The sequence below is a fragment of the Streptomyces sp. NBC_00190 genome (genome assembly GCF_036203305.1).
GTDB lineage: Bacteria > Actinomycetota > Actinomycetes > Streptomycetales > Streptomycetaceae > Streptomyces.
In genome coordinates this window covers 2221081-2240439 of sequence record NZ_CP108131.1, presented here as the reverse complement: position 1 = coordinate 2240439, position 19359 = coordinate 2221081, and the positions used below count along the sequence as shown (strand labels likewise).

Sequence of the window (19359 nt, the reverse complement as noted above, 5' to 3'; positions counted from 1 at the left end):
CGCGCGGGACGACCGCCGCCGCACCTTCGAGACCGTGCCCGCCGGGATGGAGGCGGTGAGCTGGTGGGGCCGGGCCTGGGTGTCGGCCCTCGAAGCGGTGTCCCGTGACCCGGCCCGGCTGGCCCGGGGCCGTACGTATGCCGCCGAAGGGCACGTCGACGCCGTCACCGTCACCCCCGGCCGGATCGTGGCGTACGTACGGGGCAGCCGGCCCCGCCCGTACCGCACGGAGCTGACGCTGCCCGCCTTCGCGGACGGAGAGTGGGAGGAGCTGCTGGAGACGGTCGCGGCCGACCCCGCGGCGCTCGCCGCCCTGCTGGAGCAGGAGGTTCCGCAGTCGCTCGCCGAGGCGATCCTGCCCGGCGCGGGCGAGCTCGTGGCGCGCTGCTCGTGCCCGGACGTCGCGCGTCCGCCGTGCAAGCACGCGGCGGCCCTCTGCTACCGGGCGGCCCGGCTCCTCGACGAGGACCCCTTCGTGCTGCTGCTCCTGCGCGGCCGCGGCGAGCGGGAGCTCCTCGACGAGCTGACCCGCCGCAATGCCGCCCACGCCGCACGCGAACAGCCCGACGCCACACCGGATTTCCCCGGCGTCCCGGCCCGGGCGGCGCTCGCCCGCACCAGCCTGCCGCTGCTGCCCGCGCCGCTTCCCGCGCCCGCCGCCGCGGGGCTCCCGCCGGCCTGCCCGGCCGACCCGGCCGCGCCGGACCCGCTCGCCCTGGACCAGCTCGCCTCCGACGCAGCCGCCCGCGCGCTGGCCGTCCTCACCACGGCCGAGGACCCGATCGCCGGGCTCAGCCTGTGGCAGGACGCCGTCCGGCTGGCCTCCGCGTACCCCACGGCCGGGCTCACCGGCGCCGCCCGCGGTCTTTTCCGCGACCTGGCCCGCGCGACCGGCCGTACCACCACCGACCTCGCCCGCGCCGCGGCGGCCTGGCGGCAGGGCGGCCTCCCCGCGCTCGCCGCCCTCGAAGAGCCCTGGGACCCGCCGGCCGGGCCCTTCGACCGGGCCCGCCCGGCGCTCCTCGCCGCCGCCCAGGGCTCCTTCCGCCCCGACCGCAACCGCCTCACGGCCCACACCCGCCAGCTTCGCCTCGGCCGTGACGCCCTCTGGTACGCCTACGAGTCCCGCCCGGACGACGACGACTGGTGGCCCACGGGCCGCCCCTCCCCGGACCCGGTCACCGCCCTGCTGCACTGAGCGGGCCGCGCCCTCCCTATCCGGGCAGTTGGGCCGCCCAGCGGGTCAACGCGGCGAAATCGCGGTCCCGGAGGCCGCGGCGGGGGTGGATGCGCAGGAGGAGGGCCGGGGCCGGGTGGTGGGCGCGGACCCAGGCGCGGTCACGGGCGTTGATCATGTCGTCGACCCAGGCGAAGGGGCGGCCGGCCGCCCAGTCGACGAGGGCGCGGGTCTTCCACGAGAGGCCTTCCGGGTCGCGGGCGAAGAGTTCCGGCCATTCGATGACAGGAAGATCACCGGGAAGTCCGATGTGCGGGGCGATCATCGTGTTGGCCTGGTGCGTCCAGGCGGTGGCCCAGGTGAGTTCGAAGGGCAGGGCCAGCAGCCGGGCGCCGTGGGAGGGATGGAGGCGGACCAGCGCGCCGCGCCGGGCACTGCGGGACTCCGGGTCGCGGTAGCCGAGCCAGACGTCCGGCCGCATCCGGTGGCTCCGGTAGCCGCGCAGTCCGGCGAGGGGTGAGCGGAAGGGGTTGAGCGGGCCGTCGACGTCGAGGAGGAGCAGCGGTCGTCCAGTCATGAAGTAGGCACTACCCAGTACACGATGGAGTGAAATGCCTACCGGTTCTATAACCCGAACGGGTTCAGGGCGTTGTTTCCGGTGCGGGTGCAGCGCCCGCGAACTCCTCCGGAAGGCGGGAAGACTGATGCGTCACAGTCGTCGGAATGGCTTGATCGCGGCGGTGGTTGCGGGAGGCGGGCTGGCGGTCGCGGGCGTGAGCGGATTCGCCTACGCCGATGCGGACGCGGCTGGTCAGGCCGAACGCTCGCCGGGGCTGCTGTCCGGGAACCTGGTGCAACTGCCGGTGCACGTCCCGGTGAACGTGTGCGGGAACACCGTGAGCGTGATCGGCGTACTCAACCCGGCCGCCGGGAACCGCTGTGCCAACGAGGCGCCGGGGGGCGGCGGAGGGCATCTCGAACCGAGGCCCTCGCATCCGTCGAAACACGGAGCCGGAAACAGCGGAGGGGCCGGTGCCGAAGGACGCGGAAAGGATTCACCGGGGGTGCTGTCCGGCAACGGGCTCCAGCTCCCCGTCGACCTGCCGCTGAACATCAGCGGCAACGCGGTGAGCGTCGTCGGCGTCGGCAACGGCTCTCACGGCAACACCTCGGTCAACGGCGGGACGCCCGGCGAAGCCGAGCCCGTCCGGCCCCCCGTCACCTCGCACCCCGTGACCCCGCCCGCACCGCCTGCCCAGCCCGCCCCGCCCGCACCGCCCCGGCACACCGAGGCGCTCGCCCACACCGGGGCCGACGGCGTCGGCTACCTGCTGCCGGGCGGGGGAGCGCTGCTGCTCGGCGGGGTGCTGCTCTACCGCCGCTTCCGCCTCAACTAGGGCTCGTACGCCACCCGTCCAGGATGGCGTCGATCCGGGCGGCCAGCCGGGCCCGGGCCGCGAAGCGCGGGACCCCGGCCATCAGCAGGGCGTCGTACTCGGTGTCGGTGTGCCGCACGGCCGCCCGTACCGCGTACGAGACCGCCAGTTCGTCGAGGGCCCGGCCGGCCGCGCTGCGGCCCACCCGGCCGCTTCCGCGCACCGAGGCGTGGGTGGCGATCGCCACGGCCCGGTCGGCCGGGCAGCCGGGGAACAACCGCACTATCTCGGCCGCGAAGGCCGCCGTGAACAGGATGTCCTGCGCGGCGCGCCGCAGCCGTTCGCGCTCCCGGCGCCGGGCCCGCGCCTCGGCGTCCGCGAGGCAGGCACGCTCCGCGTCCGCCAGGGCGGCGTCCTCGACGAGGAGCCCCTGGCGTTCGTAGCGGCGACGGCGCCTGTTGAAGCGGACGACGACGGCGGAGAGCGAACTCGCCTCGCGGGAGCGGCGGGTGAGCGCCGCGTCCCCGCGCGGGAGGTAGATCAGGTGCCCGAGATCGGCGCAGTCCAGGCAGCGCGGCACGCCCGCCTCGCGCACGAGGTGCCGGAGCGGGCCCTGCCGGCACTCGGCGCAGTGGATCTGCTTCGCGGACTCGAAGACGACCAGGCTCATACGGGTGTGATACCGCCGCCGGGACCTCCTATCACCTGGTGCGGAAAGGTGGTTGATGTTCGATCATCTCTTCCTCGATGACCTGCGGTCCTTTTACCGTGGGCCCGGGTCGACGACGGCCGGTCCACCGAGGAGGACACGTGTACATGGTTGGGCAGAAGACGATGACGATCCGGCCGGCGAGGGCGCGCACGGCAGGGGGCCCCGAGGCGCGGGAGGTCGTCATCCCTCCGGGCGGCTGCACCGGCTGGCACTACCACCGGGTGCGGCTGAACGCCGTCGTGCTCACGGGGACGCTGACCCGCGTCCTGCACGACCGCTCGGTCGTGGTGCACCGTGCCGGGACCGCCTTCGTGGAGCCCGCGGGCATAGGGCACATCCACCTGGGCCACAACCTCGGCAGTGAACCGGTCGTGATCCACGTGACCCCGGCGCTTCCCGCGGGGACCGCCCTGACCCCGTTCTCCATACCCGCCCCGGCGCCGGCCGGGATCCCCCCGGCCGTCTGCCGGGAGCACGCCGCGTGACAATGGGCCGGTGCAGCTGGAAGCGATCACATGGCAGCGGATGGCCGAGCGGCTCGCCGGTCACCTCGACGACCGCGACACCGGCCAGGACGGCCGGCAGCGGGTGGGCATCGACGGAGCGCCGGCCGCCGGGACCGGCGTGCTCGCCGGACACCTCGCCGAGGCGCTGCGGCTGCGCGGACGGGCGGTCCTGGTGGTACCGGCCGAGGGCTTCCTGCGGCCGGCCTCCCTCCGCTTCGAGTTCGGCCGCCAGGACGTGGACGCGTACCTCGGCGGCTGGTACGACACGGCCGCGCTCTGGCGGGAGGTGTTCGGCCCGACCGACCCCGGCGGGACGGGGCGGGTGCTGCCCGATCTGTGGGACCCGGTGACCGACCGGGCGACGCGCAGCCCGTACGTCGAACTCCCGCCCGGCGGCGTGGTGATCGTGCACGGACCGCTGCTGCTGGGCCACTGGTTCCCCTTCGACCTGAGTGTCCACGTCCGGCTCTCCCCGGGCGCGCTCGCCCGCCGCACCGAGGAGTCCGCACGCTGGACCCTCCCGGCCTTCGCCCGCTACGAGGCCGAGACCGACCCGGCGGCGCAGGCCGACGCGCTGGTCAGGGCCGACGACCCCCGCCACCCGGCATGGACGGACATCCGCGACCGCTGACGGGCCGCGGGCCACGGCATCCGCCAGGGCATCCGCCAGGGCATCCGCCACGGCGGCCCTGGCAACGGCCGGGGCATCCGCCACCGCGGTCCGGGCTACGGCCTTCCGCCCAGCCGGGAGACCGCCAGCGCGGCGGTACGGCAGCCCGCCCGCGCCGCCTCCACCGGATCCGCCCCCGCCAGCCGTGCCGCCAGGAACCCCCCGGTGAACGCGTCCCCCGCCCCCGTGGAGTCCACCGCCTCGGCCGGTTCCGCCCTGACCTCGGCGGTGATCCGGCCCCGCTCGGCGACCAGAGCCCCGGCCGCCCCCCGGGTCACCACCACCAGCGGAACCCGGCGGCTCAGCCGCGCCGCCGCCCGGGCCACCCCGTCCGGCTCCGGCAGCCCGGCCAGCAGCCGTGCCTCGGCCTCGTTGGGCAGCAGTACGTCGGCCCCCGCCACCGCGTCGAGGAACCGCACCGGGCCCAGCCCGGCCAGGAATCCGGCCGAGGCGGGATCCACGCTCACCGGCACCCCCCGGGCCCGGGCCGCCCGCAGCGCGACCAGCGCCAGCTCCCGGCTGCTGTCGGCGAAGAACAGGTACCCGGACAGGTGGAGATGGGCCACCCCGTCCAGCAGCGCCGGCGTCCAGTCGGCGGGACACAGCCGAAGCGCGGCCCCGCTGTCGGTCAGGAAGGTCCGCTCCGCGTCCTTGCCCACCAGCGCGACCACCGTCCCGGTCGGCTCCTCCCGGTCGATCACCAGCCGCGGCCGCACCCCCGCGTCCACCAGGGCCCGCTCGTGCCACCGCGCCGACTCGGCGCCCACCCGCGCCAGGAGCCGTACCTCCACGGCCCCGGTGACGGCCGCCCAGCAGGCGGCGTTGGCCCCTGCGCCACCGGGCAGGGTCCGGATCCGGGCGGCCGTGTCGGTGGCCGGAGCCAGCGGTTCGGGATGCATCGCCACGACATCGGTCACCACGTCCCCGACGATCAGCAGCGCCCCCGGGACGGCCGGTCCCGACGTGGTCATGCCCGGGCCGCCCAGGCCCCCGCGATCCTGGCCCCGAGCCGCACGTTGCCCCGTACCGCCGCCAGGTTCGCCTCCAGCGAGGCCCCGGCCGTCGCCCGTACCAGGAACCCCAGCAGGAACGGCGTCACCGCCTGCCCCGTGATCCCGCGCTCGCGGCACTCGGCGAGCGCCTCGGCCAGCACCCGGTCGTGCAGCTCCGGATCCAGCTGCTCCGCCTCCGCCACCGGATTGGCCACCAGCAGCGCCGACTCCACGCCTCCCAGGGCGTCCTGGGCGGTCATCACCGCCGCGACCTCGTCCGGCCCTTCCACGGTCCAGTCCACCGGCTCGCCGGAATCCGCCAGGTAGAAGCCGGGGAACCGCCGGGTCCGGTACCCCAGCACCCCCACCCCCAGCGTCTCCAGCCGCTGCAGGGTGGCCGGCACGTCCAGGATCGACTTCACGCCCGCGCACACGACCGTGATCCGCGTCCGCGCCAGCAGCGACAGGTCCGCCGACTCGTCCTGCGTCTGCGCCCACTCGCGGTGCACGCCGCCCAGCCCGCCCGTGGCGAAGACCCGAAGTCCCGCCCGGGCCGCCAGGAAGGCGGTCGCGGACACCGTCGTCGCCCCCGTGGCCCCCGCCGCGAGCGCGGGCGCCAGGTCCCGGTGGCCGAGCTTGCGTACGCCCTCGCCGCCCGCGATCCGCTCCAGCTGGTCCTTGTCCAGGCCCGCGTGGGCCACCCCGTCCACGACCGCGATCGTCGCCGGAACCGCGCCCTCCGAACGGACCAGCGCCTCCAGTTCGAGCCCCACCGCCAGATTGCGGGGACGCGGCAGGCCGTGCGCGATGATCGTTGACTCCAGGGCCACGACGGGCCGGTGCCGGGCGAGCGCCTCGCGTACCTCTTCCGACAGGACCGGTCCGCCGGAGTGGGATGCAGTTGCTGTGTGCAGTGACATGTCCCCATCCATGGCACGGGATCCGCGCCCCCAAACGCGCTCCCGTCCCACCCGTCACAACCTGTCCGAGTACCGTTCCCCCGGCGGCCTGACTGGACAGGGTGCCCCGTAGCGCCGGCGGTTCCTGGACGCTCTGGCCGCCGCGCCGCGCGGCCGGGCCGGATTAGGCTGGCGCGCCATGAGCACCAGCGATCACTCCGCACCCTCCGCAGCCCCCGCCTCCTTCGCCGTCTCCGTACCGGACGTCGAACTGGAGGCCGAAGACCTCGACTCCGGGCAGATCGTCTCCGGCGAGCCCGTCGTGACGGGCAAGGTGCTCTGGGAGTCGCCGGACGGCAGGCAGCTGCGCGGGATCTGGCAGATCACCCCCGGCGTGGTCACCGACACCGAGGCCGACGAGCTGTTCGTCGTGGTCAGCGGCCGCGCCACCATCGAGGTCGAGGGTGGAGAGACCCTGGAGGTGGGCCCCGGCTCCGCCTGCGTGCTCCGGGAGGGCGACAAGACCACCTGGACCGTGCACGAGACGCTCCGCAAGGCCTACCACATCAGCTGCTGACGCCCTTCGCGGAAGCGGGGTGGCGGCGCGCGGTGAACAGCGCGAGCGCCGCCATCGGCAGCAGCAGGCAGGCTCCGATGGCGTTCAGCCAGCCGTAGCTCGCCTGGGACATGACCAGGCCGGCGGCGGCGCCGCCGACGCCCGCGGCCGTGTTCATCGTCAGGTCGCTCAGGCCCTGTACGGCGGCCCGCGCGGGCTGCGGCACCGAGTCCGTCAGCAGCGCCGAGCCGGACACCATCCCGGCGGACCAGCCGAGGCCGAGCAGGAACAGGCCGGCCGCGGTCTGGCCGTGGTGCGGCCCGGCCGTGCCGGCGAGCAGGGCGGCGACCGAGAGCAGCCCGGCCGCCAGGCCGATCACGGACAGCCGGCCGATCCGGTCCGCGAGCCACCCCATCACGGGGGAGAAGGCGAACATGCCCGCGATGTGACCGCTGATCACCAGGCCGATGAGCTCCAGCCCGGCGCCGTGGTGGCCCAGGTCCATCGGGGTCATCACCATGATCGAGACCATGGTGGTGTGTGACACGGCGACGGTGACGAGGGCGAGCCGGGCCCGCGGGGAGGCCTTGACGGCGGCGATCCCGGCCCGCAGGGAGCGGCCCTCGCGGGTCTGCTCCCCGGCCGTGGCCAGCGCACGGGCGGTCAGCAGCGGGTCCGGGCGCAGGAGTACGCCGATCAGCGTGCCGGTGAGCAGGAAGACGGCGGCGGCCCACACGAAGGGGCCGGCCGTCTCGGGTATGGAGGTCCCGGCGAAGCTGCGGCTGGCCGGGGCGGACAGGTTGGGGCCGAGCACCGCGCCGATGGTGGACGCCCACACGACGACGGAGATCGCCCGGGCCCGGCGGTCCGGGGCGGCCAGGTCGGCGGCGGCGAACCGGGCCTGCAGGTTGGCGGAGGAGGCGGCGCCGAAGGCGGCCATGCCGAGCATCAGCAGCGGGAAGCTCTTGACGGTGGCGGCGAGGACGACGAGCAGGGCGCCGGTCGCGCCGATCGCGTACGCGAGGACGAGCCCCGGGCGGCGGCCGCGGGCGGTCATCAGGGCGGCGAGCGGCAGGGAGACCAGGGCCGTACCGATCACCGCGGCGGTGGAGGCGAGGCCGGACAGGGCCTCGGTGCCGCTGACCTCGGTCGCGAGTACGGGGGCCAGGGCGATGCTGATGGGCACGCCGAGCCCGCCGAGAGCCTGGCTCGCGATGAGCACGCCGGTGGTACGGCGCTGCAGCCGGGCCAGCTCCGGGCCGGTGGCCGCGACTGTGGGCCGGTCCGTGCCGGGCGAGGCGGTCACGCCGTCCACCCCCTTCGCGAGGACGGGTGCGGGGCGCGGGCGGACGCGGTGGGACCGGGTGCGGCGGCAGGAGTAGTCACCGCGGAAGTGTGACACCCCTTACCGCGCGGCGGAACCGGGTATCCGGGGTCCGGAGTACGGATACCGGCGCGGCGCTGACGCTCAGAACAGCGGCTGCGGGAGCACGCCCTCCAGCGCGAGCAGCTGCCGCTTCGTCTCGACCCCGCCGCCGAAGCCCCCGATGCCCCCGTCGTTCTCCACGACCCGGTGGCAGGCCACGACCAGCGGCAGCGGGTTCGAACCCATGGCGTTGCCCACGGCCTGCGCGGCGCCGGGCTGGCCGACGCGGGCGGCCAGTTCCCCGTAGCCGACGACCGCTCCGTACGGCACGGAACGGTCCAGCTCCTGGAGCACCTGCCGGTTGAAGCCGGAGCTGAGGCGCCAGTCCAGCGGCAGCTCGAAGCGACGCAGCGAACCGGAGAAGTACGCGGCGAGCTGGCGCACGGGCTCGGCCAGCAGCACCTCCTCGCCCGGTGCGGGCCGCCAGGCGTCGGCGCCGAGCCGGGAGACGAGCGAACCGATCATGGCGTCGACCCGGTCCGGCCCGGCATGGAACTCGACCCGGACCAGACCCTCAGGTGTCGCGGCCAGGAGCAGAGGTCCGATGTCGCTGGCGACGACGGTCCATTCGAGGCGCGGCCCGCGGGGCCGCTCGGTGCTGTCCACGCGTCCACGGTACGGCGCCCCGCCGACAGCGCCGACAGCGCCGACAGCGCCGACAGCACCGACGGCGCCGGCGACGCTCGCGGCACCGCCCGTGCGGGCCCGGCTCAGTAGCCGCCCACCGCCTCCTGGACGACATCCGGGGCGTTGGTGATGATCCCGTCCACGCCCATCGCCTGGACCTTCCGGGCGGTCGCGGCGTCGTCCACGATCCAGGTGTCCACCTCCATGGCCTTGCCGTGGGCTCCCAGCAGGCCGTGCACCGCCGAGACCCAGTCGGCCGAGATCGTGGTGTGCCACGGGTTGATCCGGTCGGTGAACTGGGCGTACCGCGGCAGGTCCGCCACCGCCGGGGTGCCCAGGAAGGCCGTCACGAGGTCCGGGCGCAGGCCGTGCACGATGCGGACGCTGTCCGCGCTGAAGCTCTGCACCACCAGGCGCTGCGTCACGTGGCGCCGGTCGAGCCAGCCGGCCTCGTCCAGTACCTTCAGGGTCTGCTCCTCGATCCCGGGGTAGAGCTCCGGCTTCTTGATCTCCAGCAGCAGCCGCTGCTGGTTGCGCGATACCCGGTCGAGGTACTCGCGCAGGGTCGGCACCCGGGCGCCCCAGTACTCCTCCCCGAACCAGCTGCCCGCGTCCAGCCGGGCGATCTCCGCGGCCGTGAAGTCCTTGACCCGCCACGGCTGGCGGCCGGGGAACACCTGCTCGACGTCGGTGGTCCGGGCCAGGGTGTCGTCGTGGATGACCACCAGCTCGCCGTCCCGGGTGCGCTGCACGTCGTTCTCGACCCATTCGAAGCCCAGCCGCATCGCCAGGTCGATCGAGTCGAGGGTGTTCTCCGGGGCGTACGCCGAGGCCCCCCGGTGGGCGTACACGACGGGTCCTCCCAGCGCCGCCCGGGCGGTCGTGGGGGAGTCGGGGCCGGTGGCGGCGTACGACGCCGTCCCGCCCAGCAGGGTGAGGGTGAAGCCCAGGAATGCGGCGGCGGCCGCGGCGGCGGGTCGGACGTACATGTGCGTTCTCCTCTGGTCGGGAGCCCTGTTCCTGCGTCAGACGGGTGCGGAGCGGCAGACTTTGTGGCGATGCACTTCACAGCGGGGCCTTCACCGCGATCATGGGGTTGAAGATCACGGGGCCGCCACCGAACTACGACAAACGGACCAGAACGTGTGAGGCGGGTCCGGCCGGGCAGCCGTGTACGAGCGCCCCGCGGGCGCGCGCGGACCGGCCCGGACCCGAGCGGATCCGCCCGCGCGTCACCTGAGTGTCAGTGGGGGGTCGTACGGTTGAGTCATGCGGCCCGTATCGAAGATCGAACGCACGGTGGCGCCTTTCGAGGTCGTCAGCCCCTACAAGCCCAGCGGCGACCAGCCGACGGCCATCGCCGAGCTGGAGAAGCGCATCCGTGCAGGTGAGAAGGATGTCGTCCTGCTGGGCGCGACCGGCACAGGCAAGTCGGCGACCACCGCGTGGATGATCGAGAAGCTCCAGCGCCCCACCCTGGTGATGGCGCCGAACAAGACCCTCGCCGCCCAGCTGGCGAACGAGTTCCGGGAGCTCCTGCCGAACAACGCCGTCGAGTACTTCGTCTCGTACTACGACTACTACCAGCCCGAGGCCTACGTTCCGCAGTCGGACACCTACATCGAGAAGGACTCCTCGATCAACGAGGAGGTGGAGCGGCTGCGCCACTCCGCCACCAACTCGCTCCTGACCCGGCGCGACGTCATCGTCGTCGCCTCCGTGTCCTGCATCTACGGCCTCGGCACCCCGCAGGAGTACGTCGACCGGATGGTCTCCCTCAAGGTGGGCGAGGAGATCGACCGGGACCAGCTCCTGCGCCGCTTCGTCGACATCCAGTACACCCGCAACGACGTGGCGTTCACCCGCGGCACCTTCCGGGTGCGCGGCGACACCATCGAGATCTTCCCGGTCTACGAGGAACTGGCCGTCCGCATCGAGATGTTCGGCGACGAGATCGAGGCCCTGTCCACCCTGCACCCGCTGACCGGCGAGGTCATCAGCGAGGACCGCGAGCTGTACGTGTTCCCCGCCAGCCACTACGTCGCCGGCCCCGAGCGCATGGAGAAGGCGGTCCGCGGCATCGAGGCCGAACTGGCCCAGCGCCTCGCCGAGCTGGAGAAGCAGGGCAAGATGCTGGAGGCCCAGCGGCTGCGCATGCGCACCACGTACGACCTGGAGATGATGCGGCAGATCGGGTCCTGCTCCGGCATCGAGAACTACTCGCTGCACATGGACGACCGCGAGCCGGGCTCCGCGCCCAACACCCTCATCGACTACTTCCCGGAGGACTTCCTCCTCGTCATCGACGAGTCGCACGTCACCGTGCCGCAGATCGGCGCCATGTACGAGGGCGACGCCTCGCGCAAGCGGACCCTGGTCGACCACGGATTCCGGCTGCCGTCCGCGCTCGACAACCGGCCGCTGAAGTGGGAGGAGTTCCAGGAGCGCATCGGGCAGACCGTCTACCTGTCGGCGACCCCCGGCAAGTACGAGCTCTCGCGCGGCGACGGCTTCGTCGAGCAGATCATCCGCCCCACCGGCCTCATCGACCCCGAGGTCGTGGTCAAGCCGACCGAGGGCCAGATCGACGACCTGGTGCACGAGATCCGCGAGCGGGTGGAGAAGGACGAGCGGGTCCTGGTCACCACCCTCACCAAGAAGATGGCCGAGGACCTCACGGACTACTTCCTGGAGCTCGGCATCCAGGTCCGCTACCTGCACAGCGACGTGGACACGCTGCGCCGCATCGAGCTGCTGCGCGAGCTCCGGTCCGGCGAGTTCGACGTCCTGGTCGGCATCAACCTGCTGCGCGAGGGCCTCGACCTGCCCGAGGTCTCGCTGGTGGCGATCCTCGATGCCGACAAGCAGGGCTTCCTGCGCTCGGGTACCTCCCTGATCCAGACCATCGGCCGCGCCGCGCGCAACGTGTCGGGCCAGGTCCACATGTACGCGGACAGCATCACCCCGGCGATGGCGCAGGCGATCGACGAGACCAACCGCCGCCGGGAGAAGCAGGTCGCCTACAACACGGCCAACGGGATCGACCCGCAGCCGCTGCGCAAGAAGATCAACGACATCGTCGCCACCATCGCCCGCGAGGAACTGGACACCGAGCAGCTCCTCGGCACCGGGTACCGACAGGCGGCCGACGGCAAGGGGGCCAAGGCTCCGGTGCCGGCGCTCGGCGGCAAGGCGGCCCAGACCAAGGGCAAGGCGGGCGGCAAGGGCGCGAAGGGCGCGGCCAAGGGCGAGGTGCTCACCGACCGGCCCGCCGCCGAACTGGCCTCGCTCATCGAGCAGATGACCGAGCGGATGCGCGGGGCGGCCGCGGAGTTGCAGTTCGAGGTCGCGGCCCGGATCCGGGACGAGGTCGGCGAGCTGAAGAAGGAGCTGCGACAGATGAAGGAAGCGGGCCTCGCCTGACCCGGGGCCTGTCAGTAGGGTTGGGTCACAGCCGCAGGTACACGCTGCGCCCCCGTTGTCGGGGCGGGCCATGGAGAGGGGACAGCGCGTGACGGTCAACATGACCAAGGGTCAGGCCATCAGTCTGCAGAAGTCGGACGGGGGCACGCTGACCGCGGTCCGGATGGGCCTCGGCTGGCAGGCGGCCAAGCGCCGCGGGCTGTTCGGGTCGCGGACCCAGGAGATCGACCTGGACGCGTCGGCGGTACTCTTCGCCGACAAGCAGCCGGTGGACGTCGTCTTCTTCCGGCACCTGCAGAGCGACGACGGCTCGGTACGGCACACCGGTGACAACCTCGTCGGCGGTGTCGGCCAGGGCGGGGACGACGAGGCGATCCTCGTCGACCTCCAGCGCGTGCCGGTGCACATCGACCAGATCGTCTTCACGGTGAACTCGTTCACCGGCCAGACGTTCCAGGAAGTGCAGAACGCGTTCTGCCGCATCGTCGACGAGACCAACGGCCAGGAACTGGCCCGCTACACCCTCGACGGCGGCGGCCAGTACACGGCGCAGATCATGGCGAAGGTGTCGCGTTCGGGCGCCGGCTGGCAGATGACGGCTCTCGGCAACCCGGCCAACGGCCGTACGTTCCAGGACCTGATGCCGGCGATCCTGCCGCACCTGTAAGACGCAACCGACGCAACAGACGCAACAAGAGAAGAAGGCACGGGGGAGGGCTGCACGATGACGGCCGAACTGGTCCGGGGGCAGAACCACCCCGTGTCCCACAGCCGGGTGGAGATCAGGGTCTCGGCGGGCACACCCGTGCTCGCCCTGGCCTCGCTCTCCGACGAACAGGGCAGGCTCGAAGGCCCCGGGGCACTGGCACACCCGGGCGCCCGGACCCTCCCGGGGGTCCGCGCGCCGGGGGAGCTCGCCGAGCGGCACACCTTCGCCGTCGACCTCGACGCGGTCGCCCCGCAGGTCCACCGGGTCGGCGTACTGCTCGTCCTGCCGCCCGGCGGCCCGGTGCGCTTCGGCGCGGTCCCGTCCTCCTACGTGGCCGTGGCCGACCCGGAGGGCGCCGAGCTCGCCGGATACACCCTGACCGGGCTGGATGCGGAGACGGCCGTCGTGGCCCTGGAGCTGTACCGCCGCCAGGGCGCCTGGAAGGTCCGGGCCGTGGGCCAGGGATACGCCGACGGCCTCGACGCCCTGCTGGCCGACGGCGGACTGGCCGCACCGGAGGCCACCGCGCTCGCCGCCGCCGCACTGGCGACGGCCGCGGGGACCGGGCAGGCGGGCGGCACGCTCTCCAACCGGACGAGCCTGGCCGGTGATCTGCGCGCCCCGCGGACAGCGGCCGGGGCTGCCGCCCAGGCCCCTGCGCCCACTCCCGAGCCCCAAGGCCCGGTCCCCGTCTCCGGGGTTCCCTACGCCGGTACGCCCGGCCCCGCGCCGCACCCCGCCCCGGGCGGCGACACCGCGGACTCCCCGCCCACCATCAGCTACGCCCACCCGCGGCGCCGCCGCGCCAGCACCGAGCCGCCCGAGCCCGCGCCGCAGGCCGCCCCGCCGACGGAGCCCGGGCAGTTCCCGCAGCCCGTCGCCGGGGACGCCAGCGGCTGGTCCATGGAGGAGCGGCTCTACAACCAGGTGTGGGGCATGTTCGAGGACCTGTCCCGCACGGTCGCCGCGTACCGCAGCGCCGTCGACTTCGCCGATTCCCGCATGGACCGCGAGCTCGACGAGGCCCTGTCAGACCCGCGCCACCGCCTCGGAGGCTCCGGGAACGCCGCCCGCGACACCGCCCGGGCGCGCCGCGAGGAGCTCGTCGCCCAGGCCCAGGCCGTCCTCGACCGGGACCTCGCCCAGCTGATCGCCGAGTCGGAGGTCGTCGAGCCCGCGCTGCCGGCCGCGTACGCCCGCTGGGACAACCCCGTCTGGCACGACAGCCGGTCGAACGGGCTGCCCGAGGAGAGCCCGCTGGCCCTGCGCCTGGGCGACCTGCACCTGCCCGAGCGGCCCGATCTGCGCATCCCGATGCTGATGAGGCTCCCGCTGGAGCGCGGCATCTGGATCGACAACGGCCGCACCGGCTCCGAGTCCGCGATGGCCATGGACACCGACCGGCTGCGCCGGGCCGCCATGGACATGGCCGTCGCGCACGCGGCGCGGCTGCTCGCGGTCCACCCCGGCGACCGGTTCGCCGTCCACGTCATCGACGCGGCCGGGGCCGGAGCCGCCTCGCTGGCGCCGCTGGTCCGGGCCGGGGTGCTGGCCGCCCCGCCCGCCGCCGGGGCCGCCGGGGTCACCGAGACCCTGGCGCGGCTGACCCGGCGGGTGGACCTCGTACAGATGGCGGTGCGGGCCGGAGCCCCCGAGGACCTGCCGCCGGACGTGGACACGGCCGACCAGCTGCTCCTCGTGCACGACTTCCCGCACGGCTTCGACGACCGGGCGGTCACCCAGCTGCGCTACCTCGCCGACGAGGGTCCGGCCGTCGGTGTGCACCTGCTGATGGTCGCGGACCGTGACGAGGCCTCGGCCTACGGGCCGCTGCTGGACCCGCTGTGGCGCTCGCTCATGCGGCTGTCGCCGGTGCCGGACAACCACCTCGCCGACCCCTGGGTCCACCACGCCTGGACCTTCGAGCCGGACCTGCCCCCGCAGGGCAGCCGGGTCCTCGAACAGGCACTGGACCGGATCGCGGAGGCCCGCCGGCGCACCCGCCGGTGACGGTCGGCGGCAGGTCGATGACCTGCCACTGACCAGTCCTTGGGATTCTCTTTACCTAAACCGTCTCCGGCGGGTACCCTGGTGAGCGCGGAGGGGAGTATTCCTGCTTTCCTGCTACGGCGTACCCGTCAATACGGACCACTGCGGTTTTCATGAGCGCGGCCGGTCCCGGGGCGCCGGCCCACGGCCTCCAGGCCGTCCGGGTGGAAGAGACCTCCGGCAGCGATGACGCTGACGAAGTGCTGAGCCATCCGCCGGAGGCGTGTTTACCGTGGAAGTTTCCTGGACCCTGTGGGCGCTGACCATCCTTGGTCTGTCCCTCCTCATCGGCGCCGATTTCTTCATCGGCCGCAAACCGCACGACGTATCGATCAAGGAAGCGGGCACCTGGACGGTCGTCTGGATCGTCCTCGCCGGGCTGTTCGGCCTCGGTCTGTGGTTCTTCGGGAACGGCCAGGCCTCCCAGGAGTTCTTCGCGGGCTTCATCACCGAGAAGTCCCTGAGCGTGGACAACCTCTTCGTCTTCGTCCTGATCATGGCGAAGTTCGCGGTGCCCTCCCACCTCCAGCAGCGCGTACTGCTCGTGGGCGTGCTGATCGCCCTGGTCCTGCGCGCGGTCTTCATCGCGGCCGGCGCGGCGATCATCGCCAGCTTCGCCTGGGTCTTCTACATCTTCGGCGCGTTCCTGATCTACACCGCGTGGAAGCTGATCCAGGAGGCACGCAAGGACGAGGAGGAGGACGAGTTCGAGGAGAACCGTCTCCTCAAGTCCGTCGAGAAGAAGTTCGGCGTCGCCGACAGGTACCACGGCACCAAGCTCTTCATCCAGAGCAACGGCAAGCGCGTCCTGACCCCGCTGATGGTCGTCATGCTCGCCATCGGCACCACCGACGTGCTCTTCGCGCTGGACTCGATCCCCGCGATCTTCGGCCTCACCCAGGACCCGTACATCGTCTTCACCGCCAACGCCTTCGCCCTGATGGGTCTGCGCCAGCTGTACTTCCTCATCGGCGGCCTGCTCAAGAAGCTGGTCCACCTCAGCTACGGCCTGTCGGTCATCCTGGGCTTCATCGGCGTCAAGCTGGTGCTGCACGCGCTGCACGAGAACGGGGTGCACGTCCCGGTGATCTCGATCCCGGTCTCCCTGGGCGTCATCTGCGGTGTCCTGGTCATCACCACGATCACCAGCCTGATGGCCTCGAAGAAGCGGGCGGCGGCCGAGGCCGCCGCCCGCCCGGAGAGCATCGACGCGTAAGCGGGCCCGCGGGTCTACACGGGGGCGGCCGCTTCGGCCGCCCCCGTTCCCGTACCCGCCCGCGGGCCCTTCCTGCGGACCCGTACGACCAGCGGATTCGTCTCGGGCAGCAGCGCGAAGCAGGCCAGCGAGACGAGGGCGACCCCGGTCAGGTACACCGCGACCCCCCACGGCGGACCGTTGCCGTCCGCCAGCGCCGTCGCCACGATCGGGGTCAGCGCCCCGCCCAGCACGCCGCCCAGGTTGTAGCCGACGGCCGCGCCCGTACACCGGATGCGCGGCGCGTACAGCTCCGGCAGGTACGCGCCCACGACCGCGAACATCGTCACCATGCCGAACAGCGCCCCGACGAACCCCACCGTCATCAGCAGCGGATCCGCCGTGCGCAGCAGCGCCACGAACGGGAACATCCACAGCGCGCAGGCCGCGCAGCCGATCAGGCACAGGGGGCGCCGTCCGTGGCGGTCGCCGAGCAGCGCCACCAGCGGGGTCGCCAGGCCCTTGAGGGCGACCGCGGCCATGATGCAGGCGAGCATCACCGTGCGGTGCACGCCGAGGTGTTCGGTGGCGTACGCGAGGGACCAGGTGGTGACCGCGTAGAAGACGGCGTACCCCACCGAGAGCGCCCCGCCGGTGAGCAGGAGCAGCCGCCAGTGGTCCCGTACGACCTCTGTCAGCGGGGCCTCGGCCCGGCGGCCGGTCTCGGCGAGCGCGCGGAACTGTGGGGTCTCCTCCACGGAGCTGCGCAGCCACAGGCCGGCCAGTGCCAGCAGCCCGGCCGCCCAGAACGGCACCCGCCAGCCCCAGGCCCGGAACTGCCCGTCGGTCAGGGCGGCGGACAGGGTCAGCATCAGGCCGTTGGCCAGCAGGAACCCCACCGCCGGGCCGATCTGCGGGAAGCTCGCCCACAGGCCGCGCCGCCCCTCGGGGGCGTGTTCGGCGGTCAGCAGTACCGCTCCGCCCCATTCGCCGCCGAGCCCGAGGCCTTGCAGGAAGCGCAGCAGGAGCAGGAGTACCGGGGCGGCCATGCCGATGGAGGCGTACGTCGGCACGCAGCCGACGGCGACGGTGGCGAGACCCGTGAGCAGCAGGGAGGCGAGGAGCACCGGGCGCCGGCCGTAGCGGTCGCCGATGTGGCCGAAGACCGCCGAACCCAGCGGGCGTGCGAGGAAGCCGACGCCGAAGGTGCCGAAGGCGGCGAGGGTCCCGGCGAGCGGGGAGAAGGACGGGAAGAAGAGCGGGCCGAGGACGAGGGCGGCGGCCGTCCCGTAGACGAAGAAGTCGTAGAACTCGATGGCGGTCCCGGCGAGCGAGGCCGAGGCGAGGCGCAGCATCGAGGGGGCGGGCCGGGACTCAGGCGCTGACGCGGGCGCGGACGGGGCCGGAGCCCGTGGCGGGGGTGTGGTGGGAGACGGAGAGAGGGACGGGGAGGGGTCTTGTTGCATGGTGCAGCAAGTACCCCCTCCCCGTCCCTCAGGACGTGTGCTCGGCCATCATCGACCGGAAGGAGTGCACCGCGTACCGAAGTTGACGGATTGCGGGTCTACCAGCCGCGCTCGCGCCACTCCGTGAGGTGCGGACGCTCGGCGCCGAGCGTGGTGTCGTTGCCGTGCCCCGGATACACCCAGGCCTCGTCCGGCAACTGCTCGAAGATCTTGTGCTGGACGTCGTCGATCAGCGTCGCGAAGGCCTTCGGGTCACCCCACGTGTTGCCGACGCCGCCGGGGAAGAGGCAGTCCCCGGTGAAGACGTGCGGGTGTCCGTGCGGGTCGTCGTAGATCAGCGCGATCGAGCCTGGGGTGTGACCGACGAGGTGGCGGGCGGTGAGTTCCACCCGTCCGACGCGCACGGTGTCCCCGTCCGCGACCAGGACGTCGGTCGCCACCGGGATGCCCTCGGCGTCGAGGGCGCCCGCGTAGGTGGCCGCCCCCGTCGCGTCGACCACGGCCTGGAGGGCGCCCCAGTGGTCTCCGTGCTGGTGGGTGGTGACGACCGACGCGATGCCGTCGTCGCCGATCAGGCTCAGCAGTGTGTCCGCGTCCGCGGCCGCGTCGATCAGCAGCTGCTCGTCGGTGGCCCGGCAGCGCAACAGGTAGGCGTTGTTGTTCATCGGGCCCACCGCGACCTTGGAAATCATCAGGTCCGCGAGTTCGTGCACGTCGGCCGGACCGCCGACCTTGACCTCTCCGGTGTACGTCATGTCTTGATCCTAGAGCGGGGGGAGCCCGGGGAGCGGGCCACCGCTCGTCGTCAGGGAGGCGCCCTTGTCGCCGCGGCCCGCCAGCCAGGCCAGCAGCCCGGCCGGGGTGCCGGACACGGTGACGGCCGGGTCCCCGGCCGAGCCGGTGCGCCAGCCGCGCCCGTCGCCCGTGGCGAGGGCCGTCGGCGGCACCTCCGGCCGGCCCGACCAGCGGTCGGCGAGGAAGATGATCTCGCGGTCGGTGAACTCGTCCGGGAGATCGGAGAGCTCGTAGCCGATGTTCAGGTCGACGTGGTGCAGCTCGACCTCGACCCAGCGGCGGAAGGGCACGTTCGCGGCGAGATCGGTGACGCCGTTGCGCAGCTCGACGGTGCGGGACCAGTCCTGGTCGGGCTCCGTGGTGGCGAGGAAGCGGGCCCCGGAATCACGGAGGTCCGCCAGCTGTTCTTCCAGGGGTCGGCCCGCATCGCGCTCGATGTCCTGGTCGCGGGCTTCGGCGCTCTCGTACATCGGGCGCCCCTCGAAGACGTTGACGAGGGCGTCCGCGTTGCGCGCGAGGTGGGCCAGGATGTGGCCCCGGCTCCAGCCGGGGAGCAGTGACTCCTCGGCGAGGGCGGCGTTGTCCAGCTTCGCGACCGCGGTCAGGAGCCGTTCGGTCGCTTCACGTACAGATCGCAGGTCGTGCACATGATCAGTCATGAAGCCGAGCCTAGTGGTCGCGGGCCCGCGGCCACACGATCGGGTGAAGCGGTTGGCGTAGTGCCGTAAATCGAATGTGCGTGCTATACGCTCGAAGTCCGGACAGCAAGTCCATCGCAGAG

General features: G+C 73.1%; 19 protein-coding genes. 9 read left to right on the top strand and 10 right to left on the bottom strand.

Annotation, left to right across the window (positions count from 1 at the left end; all coding sequences use genetic code 11):
• Positions 1–46 precede the first annotated feature (46 nt).
• Positions 47–1198: an SWIM zinc finger family protein gene (locus tag OG429_RS10955; protein WP_328930231.1), complete on the top strand. Its 1152-nt coding sequence runs from the start codon at positions 47–49 to the stop codon at positions 1196–1198.
• Between the two features lie 16 nt (positions 1199–1214).
• On the opposite strand, the gene OG429_RS10950 is transcribed toward OG429_RS10955, so the two are convergent.
• The gene (locus OG429_RS10950) at positions 1215–1754 is read right to left on the bottom strand and encodes a hypothetical protein (protein ID WP_328925112.1); all 540 of its coding nucleotides are present in this window, start codon (positions 1752–1754) and stop codon (positions 1215–1217) included.
• 196 nt (positions 1755–1950) lie between these two features.
• Between OG429_RS10950 and OG429_RS10945 the strand changes: the two genes are divergently transcribed.
• Complete coding sequence (locus tag OG429_RS10945; RefSeq protein WP_328925111.1) at positions 1951–2574, top strand: chaplin; 624 nt, start codon at positions 1951–1953, stop codon at positions 2572–2574.
• Here the strand turns inward: OG429_RS10945 and OG429_RS10940 are convergent.
• A complete protein-coding gene (locus tag OG429_RS10940; protein ID WP_328925110.1) occupies positions 2567–3223 on the bottom strand; it encodes a DUF2293 domain-containing protein in 657 nt (218 codons plus the stop codon). The genes OG429_RS10945 and OG429_RS10940 overlap by 8 nt on opposite strands.
• Before the next feature lie 146 nt (positions 3224–3369).
• Here OG429_RS10940 and OG429_RS10935 point away from each other — a divergent pair, with 146 nt between their 5' ends.
• On the top strand, positions 3370–3750 hold the full coding sequence (locus tag OG429_RS10935) for a cupin domain-containing protein (protein ID WP_328925109.1): 381 nt from the start codon (positions 3370–3372) through the stop codon (positions 3748–3750).
• A gap of 10 nt (positions 3751–3760) precedes the next feature.
• Positions 3761–4402, top strand: coding sequence for a uridine kinase (locus OG429_RS10930; RefSeq protein ID WP_328925108.1), 642 nt, complete (start codon positions 3761–3763; stop codon positions 4400–4402).
• A 95-nt stretch (positions 4403–4497) separates the two neighbouring features.
• Here the strand turns inward: OG429_RS10930 and OG429_RS10925 are convergent, their stop codons facing one another.
• Positions 4498–5412: a carbohydrate kinase family protein gene (locus OG429_RS10925; RefSeq protein ID WP_328925107.1), complete on the bottom strand. Its 915-nt coding sequence runs from the start codon at positions 5410–5412 to the stop codon at positions 4498–4500.
• Positions 5409–6353, bottom strand: a complete 945-nt coding sequence (locus OG429_RS10920; RefSeq protein WP_328925106.1) for a pseudouridine-5'-phosphate glycosidase — start codon at positions 6351–6353, stop codon at positions 5409–5411. The genes OG429_RS10925 and OG429_RS10920 overlap by 4 nt, the downstream gene beginning before the upstream one ends.
• 178 nt (positions 6354–6531) lie before the next feature.
• Here OG429_RS10920 and OG429_RS10915 point away from each other — a divergent pair, with 178 nt between their 5' ends.
• Positions 6532–6909 (top strand): cupin domain-containing protein, encoded by a 378-nt coding sequence (locus OG429_RS10915; protein WP_328925105.1) that lies wholly within the window; start codon positions 6532–6534, stop codon positions 6907–6909.
• Here OG429_RS10915 and OG429_RS10910 read toward each other — a convergent pair.
• The 3 genes from OG429_RS10910 to OG429_RS10900 all read right to left on the bottom strand — a co-directional run bounded on the left by OG429_RS10910 (position 6899) and on the right by OG429_RS10900 (position 9930).
• Positions 6899–8194 (bottom strand): MFS transporter, encoded by a 1296-nt coding sequence (locus OG429_RS10910; RefSeq protein ID WP_328925104.1) that lies wholly within the window; start codon positions 8192–8194, stop codon positions 6899–6901. The genes OG429_RS10915 and OG429_RS10910 overlap by 11 nt on opposite strands.
• A 162-nt stretch (positions 8195–8356) precedes the next feature.
• Complete coding sequence (locus OG429_RS10905) at positions 8357–8920, bottom strand: methylated-DNA--[protein]-cysteine S-methyltransferase (protein WP_328925103.1); 564 nt, start codon at positions 8918–8920, stop codon at positions 8357–8359.
• A gap of 104 nt (positions 8921–9024) precedes the next feature.
• Positions 9025–9930, bottom strand: coding sequence for a glycerophosphodiester phosphodiesterase (locus tag OG429_RS10900; RefSeq protein ID WP_328925102.1), 906 nt, complete (start codon positions 9928–9930; stop codon positions 9025–9027).
• A gap of 280 nt (positions 9931–10210) precedes the next feature.
• Between OG429_RS10900 and uvrB the strand changes: the two genes are divergently transcribed.
• The 4 genes from uvrB to OG429_RS10880 all read left to right on the top strand — a co-directional run bounded on the left by uvrB (position 10211) and on the right by OG429_RS10880 (position 16338).
• On the top strand, positions 10211–12364 hold the full coding sequence (gene uvrB / locus OG429_RS10895) for an excinuclease ABC subunit UvrB (RefSeq protein ID WP_328925101.1): 2154 nt from the start codon (positions 10211–10213) through the stop codon (positions 12362–12364).
• Between the two features lie 88 nt (positions 12365–12452).
• On the top strand, positions 12453–13031 hold the full coding sequence (locus OG429_RS10890; protein WP_328925100.1) for a TerD family protein: 579 nt from the start codon (positions 12453–12455) through the stop codon (positions 13029–13031).
• Positions 13032–13088: 57 nt separating this feature from the next.
• Positions 13089–15083 carry a TerD family protein gene (locus tag OG429_RS10885; protein WP_328925099.1) on the top strand — a complete coding sequence of 665 codons (1995 nt, stop codon included), beginning with the start codon at positions 13089–13091 and terminating at the stop codon, positions 15081–15083.
• Positions 15084–15354: 271 nt separating this feature from the next.
• Positions 15355–16338, top strand: coding sequence for a TerC/Alx family metal homeostasis membrane protein (locus tag OG429_RS10880; RefSeq protein ID WP_328925098.1), 984 nt, complete (start codon positions 15355–15357; stop codon positions 16336–16338).
• A gap of 14 nt (positions 16339–16352) precedes the next feature.
• Here the strand turns inward: OG429_RS10880 and OG429_RS10875 are convergent, their stop codons facing one another.
• From OG429_RS10875 to OG429_RS10865, 3 genes are all read right to left on the bottom strand, one after another.
• Positions 16353–17672 carry an MFS transporter gene (locus tag OG429_RS10875; protein ID WP_328925097.1) on the bottom strand — a complete coding sequence of 440 codons (1320 nt, stop codon included), beginning with the start codon at positions 17670–17672 and terminating at the stop codon, positions 16353–16355.
• 209 nt (positions 17673–17881) lie between these two features.
• A complete protein-coding gene (locus tag OG429_RS10870) occupies positions 17882–18538 on the bottom strand; it encodes an MBL fold metallo-hydrolase (RefSeq protein ID WP_328925096.1) in 657 nt (218 codons plus the stop codon).
• 9 nt (positions 18539–18547) lie between these two features.
• Positions 18548–19237: a maleylpyruvate isomerase family mycothiol-dependent enzyme gene (locus OG429_RS10865; RefSeq protein WP_328925095.1), complete on the bottom strand. Its 690-nt coding sequence runs from the start codon at positions 19235–19237 to the stop codon at positions 18548–18550.
• Positions 19238–19359 lie beyond the last annotated feature (122 nt).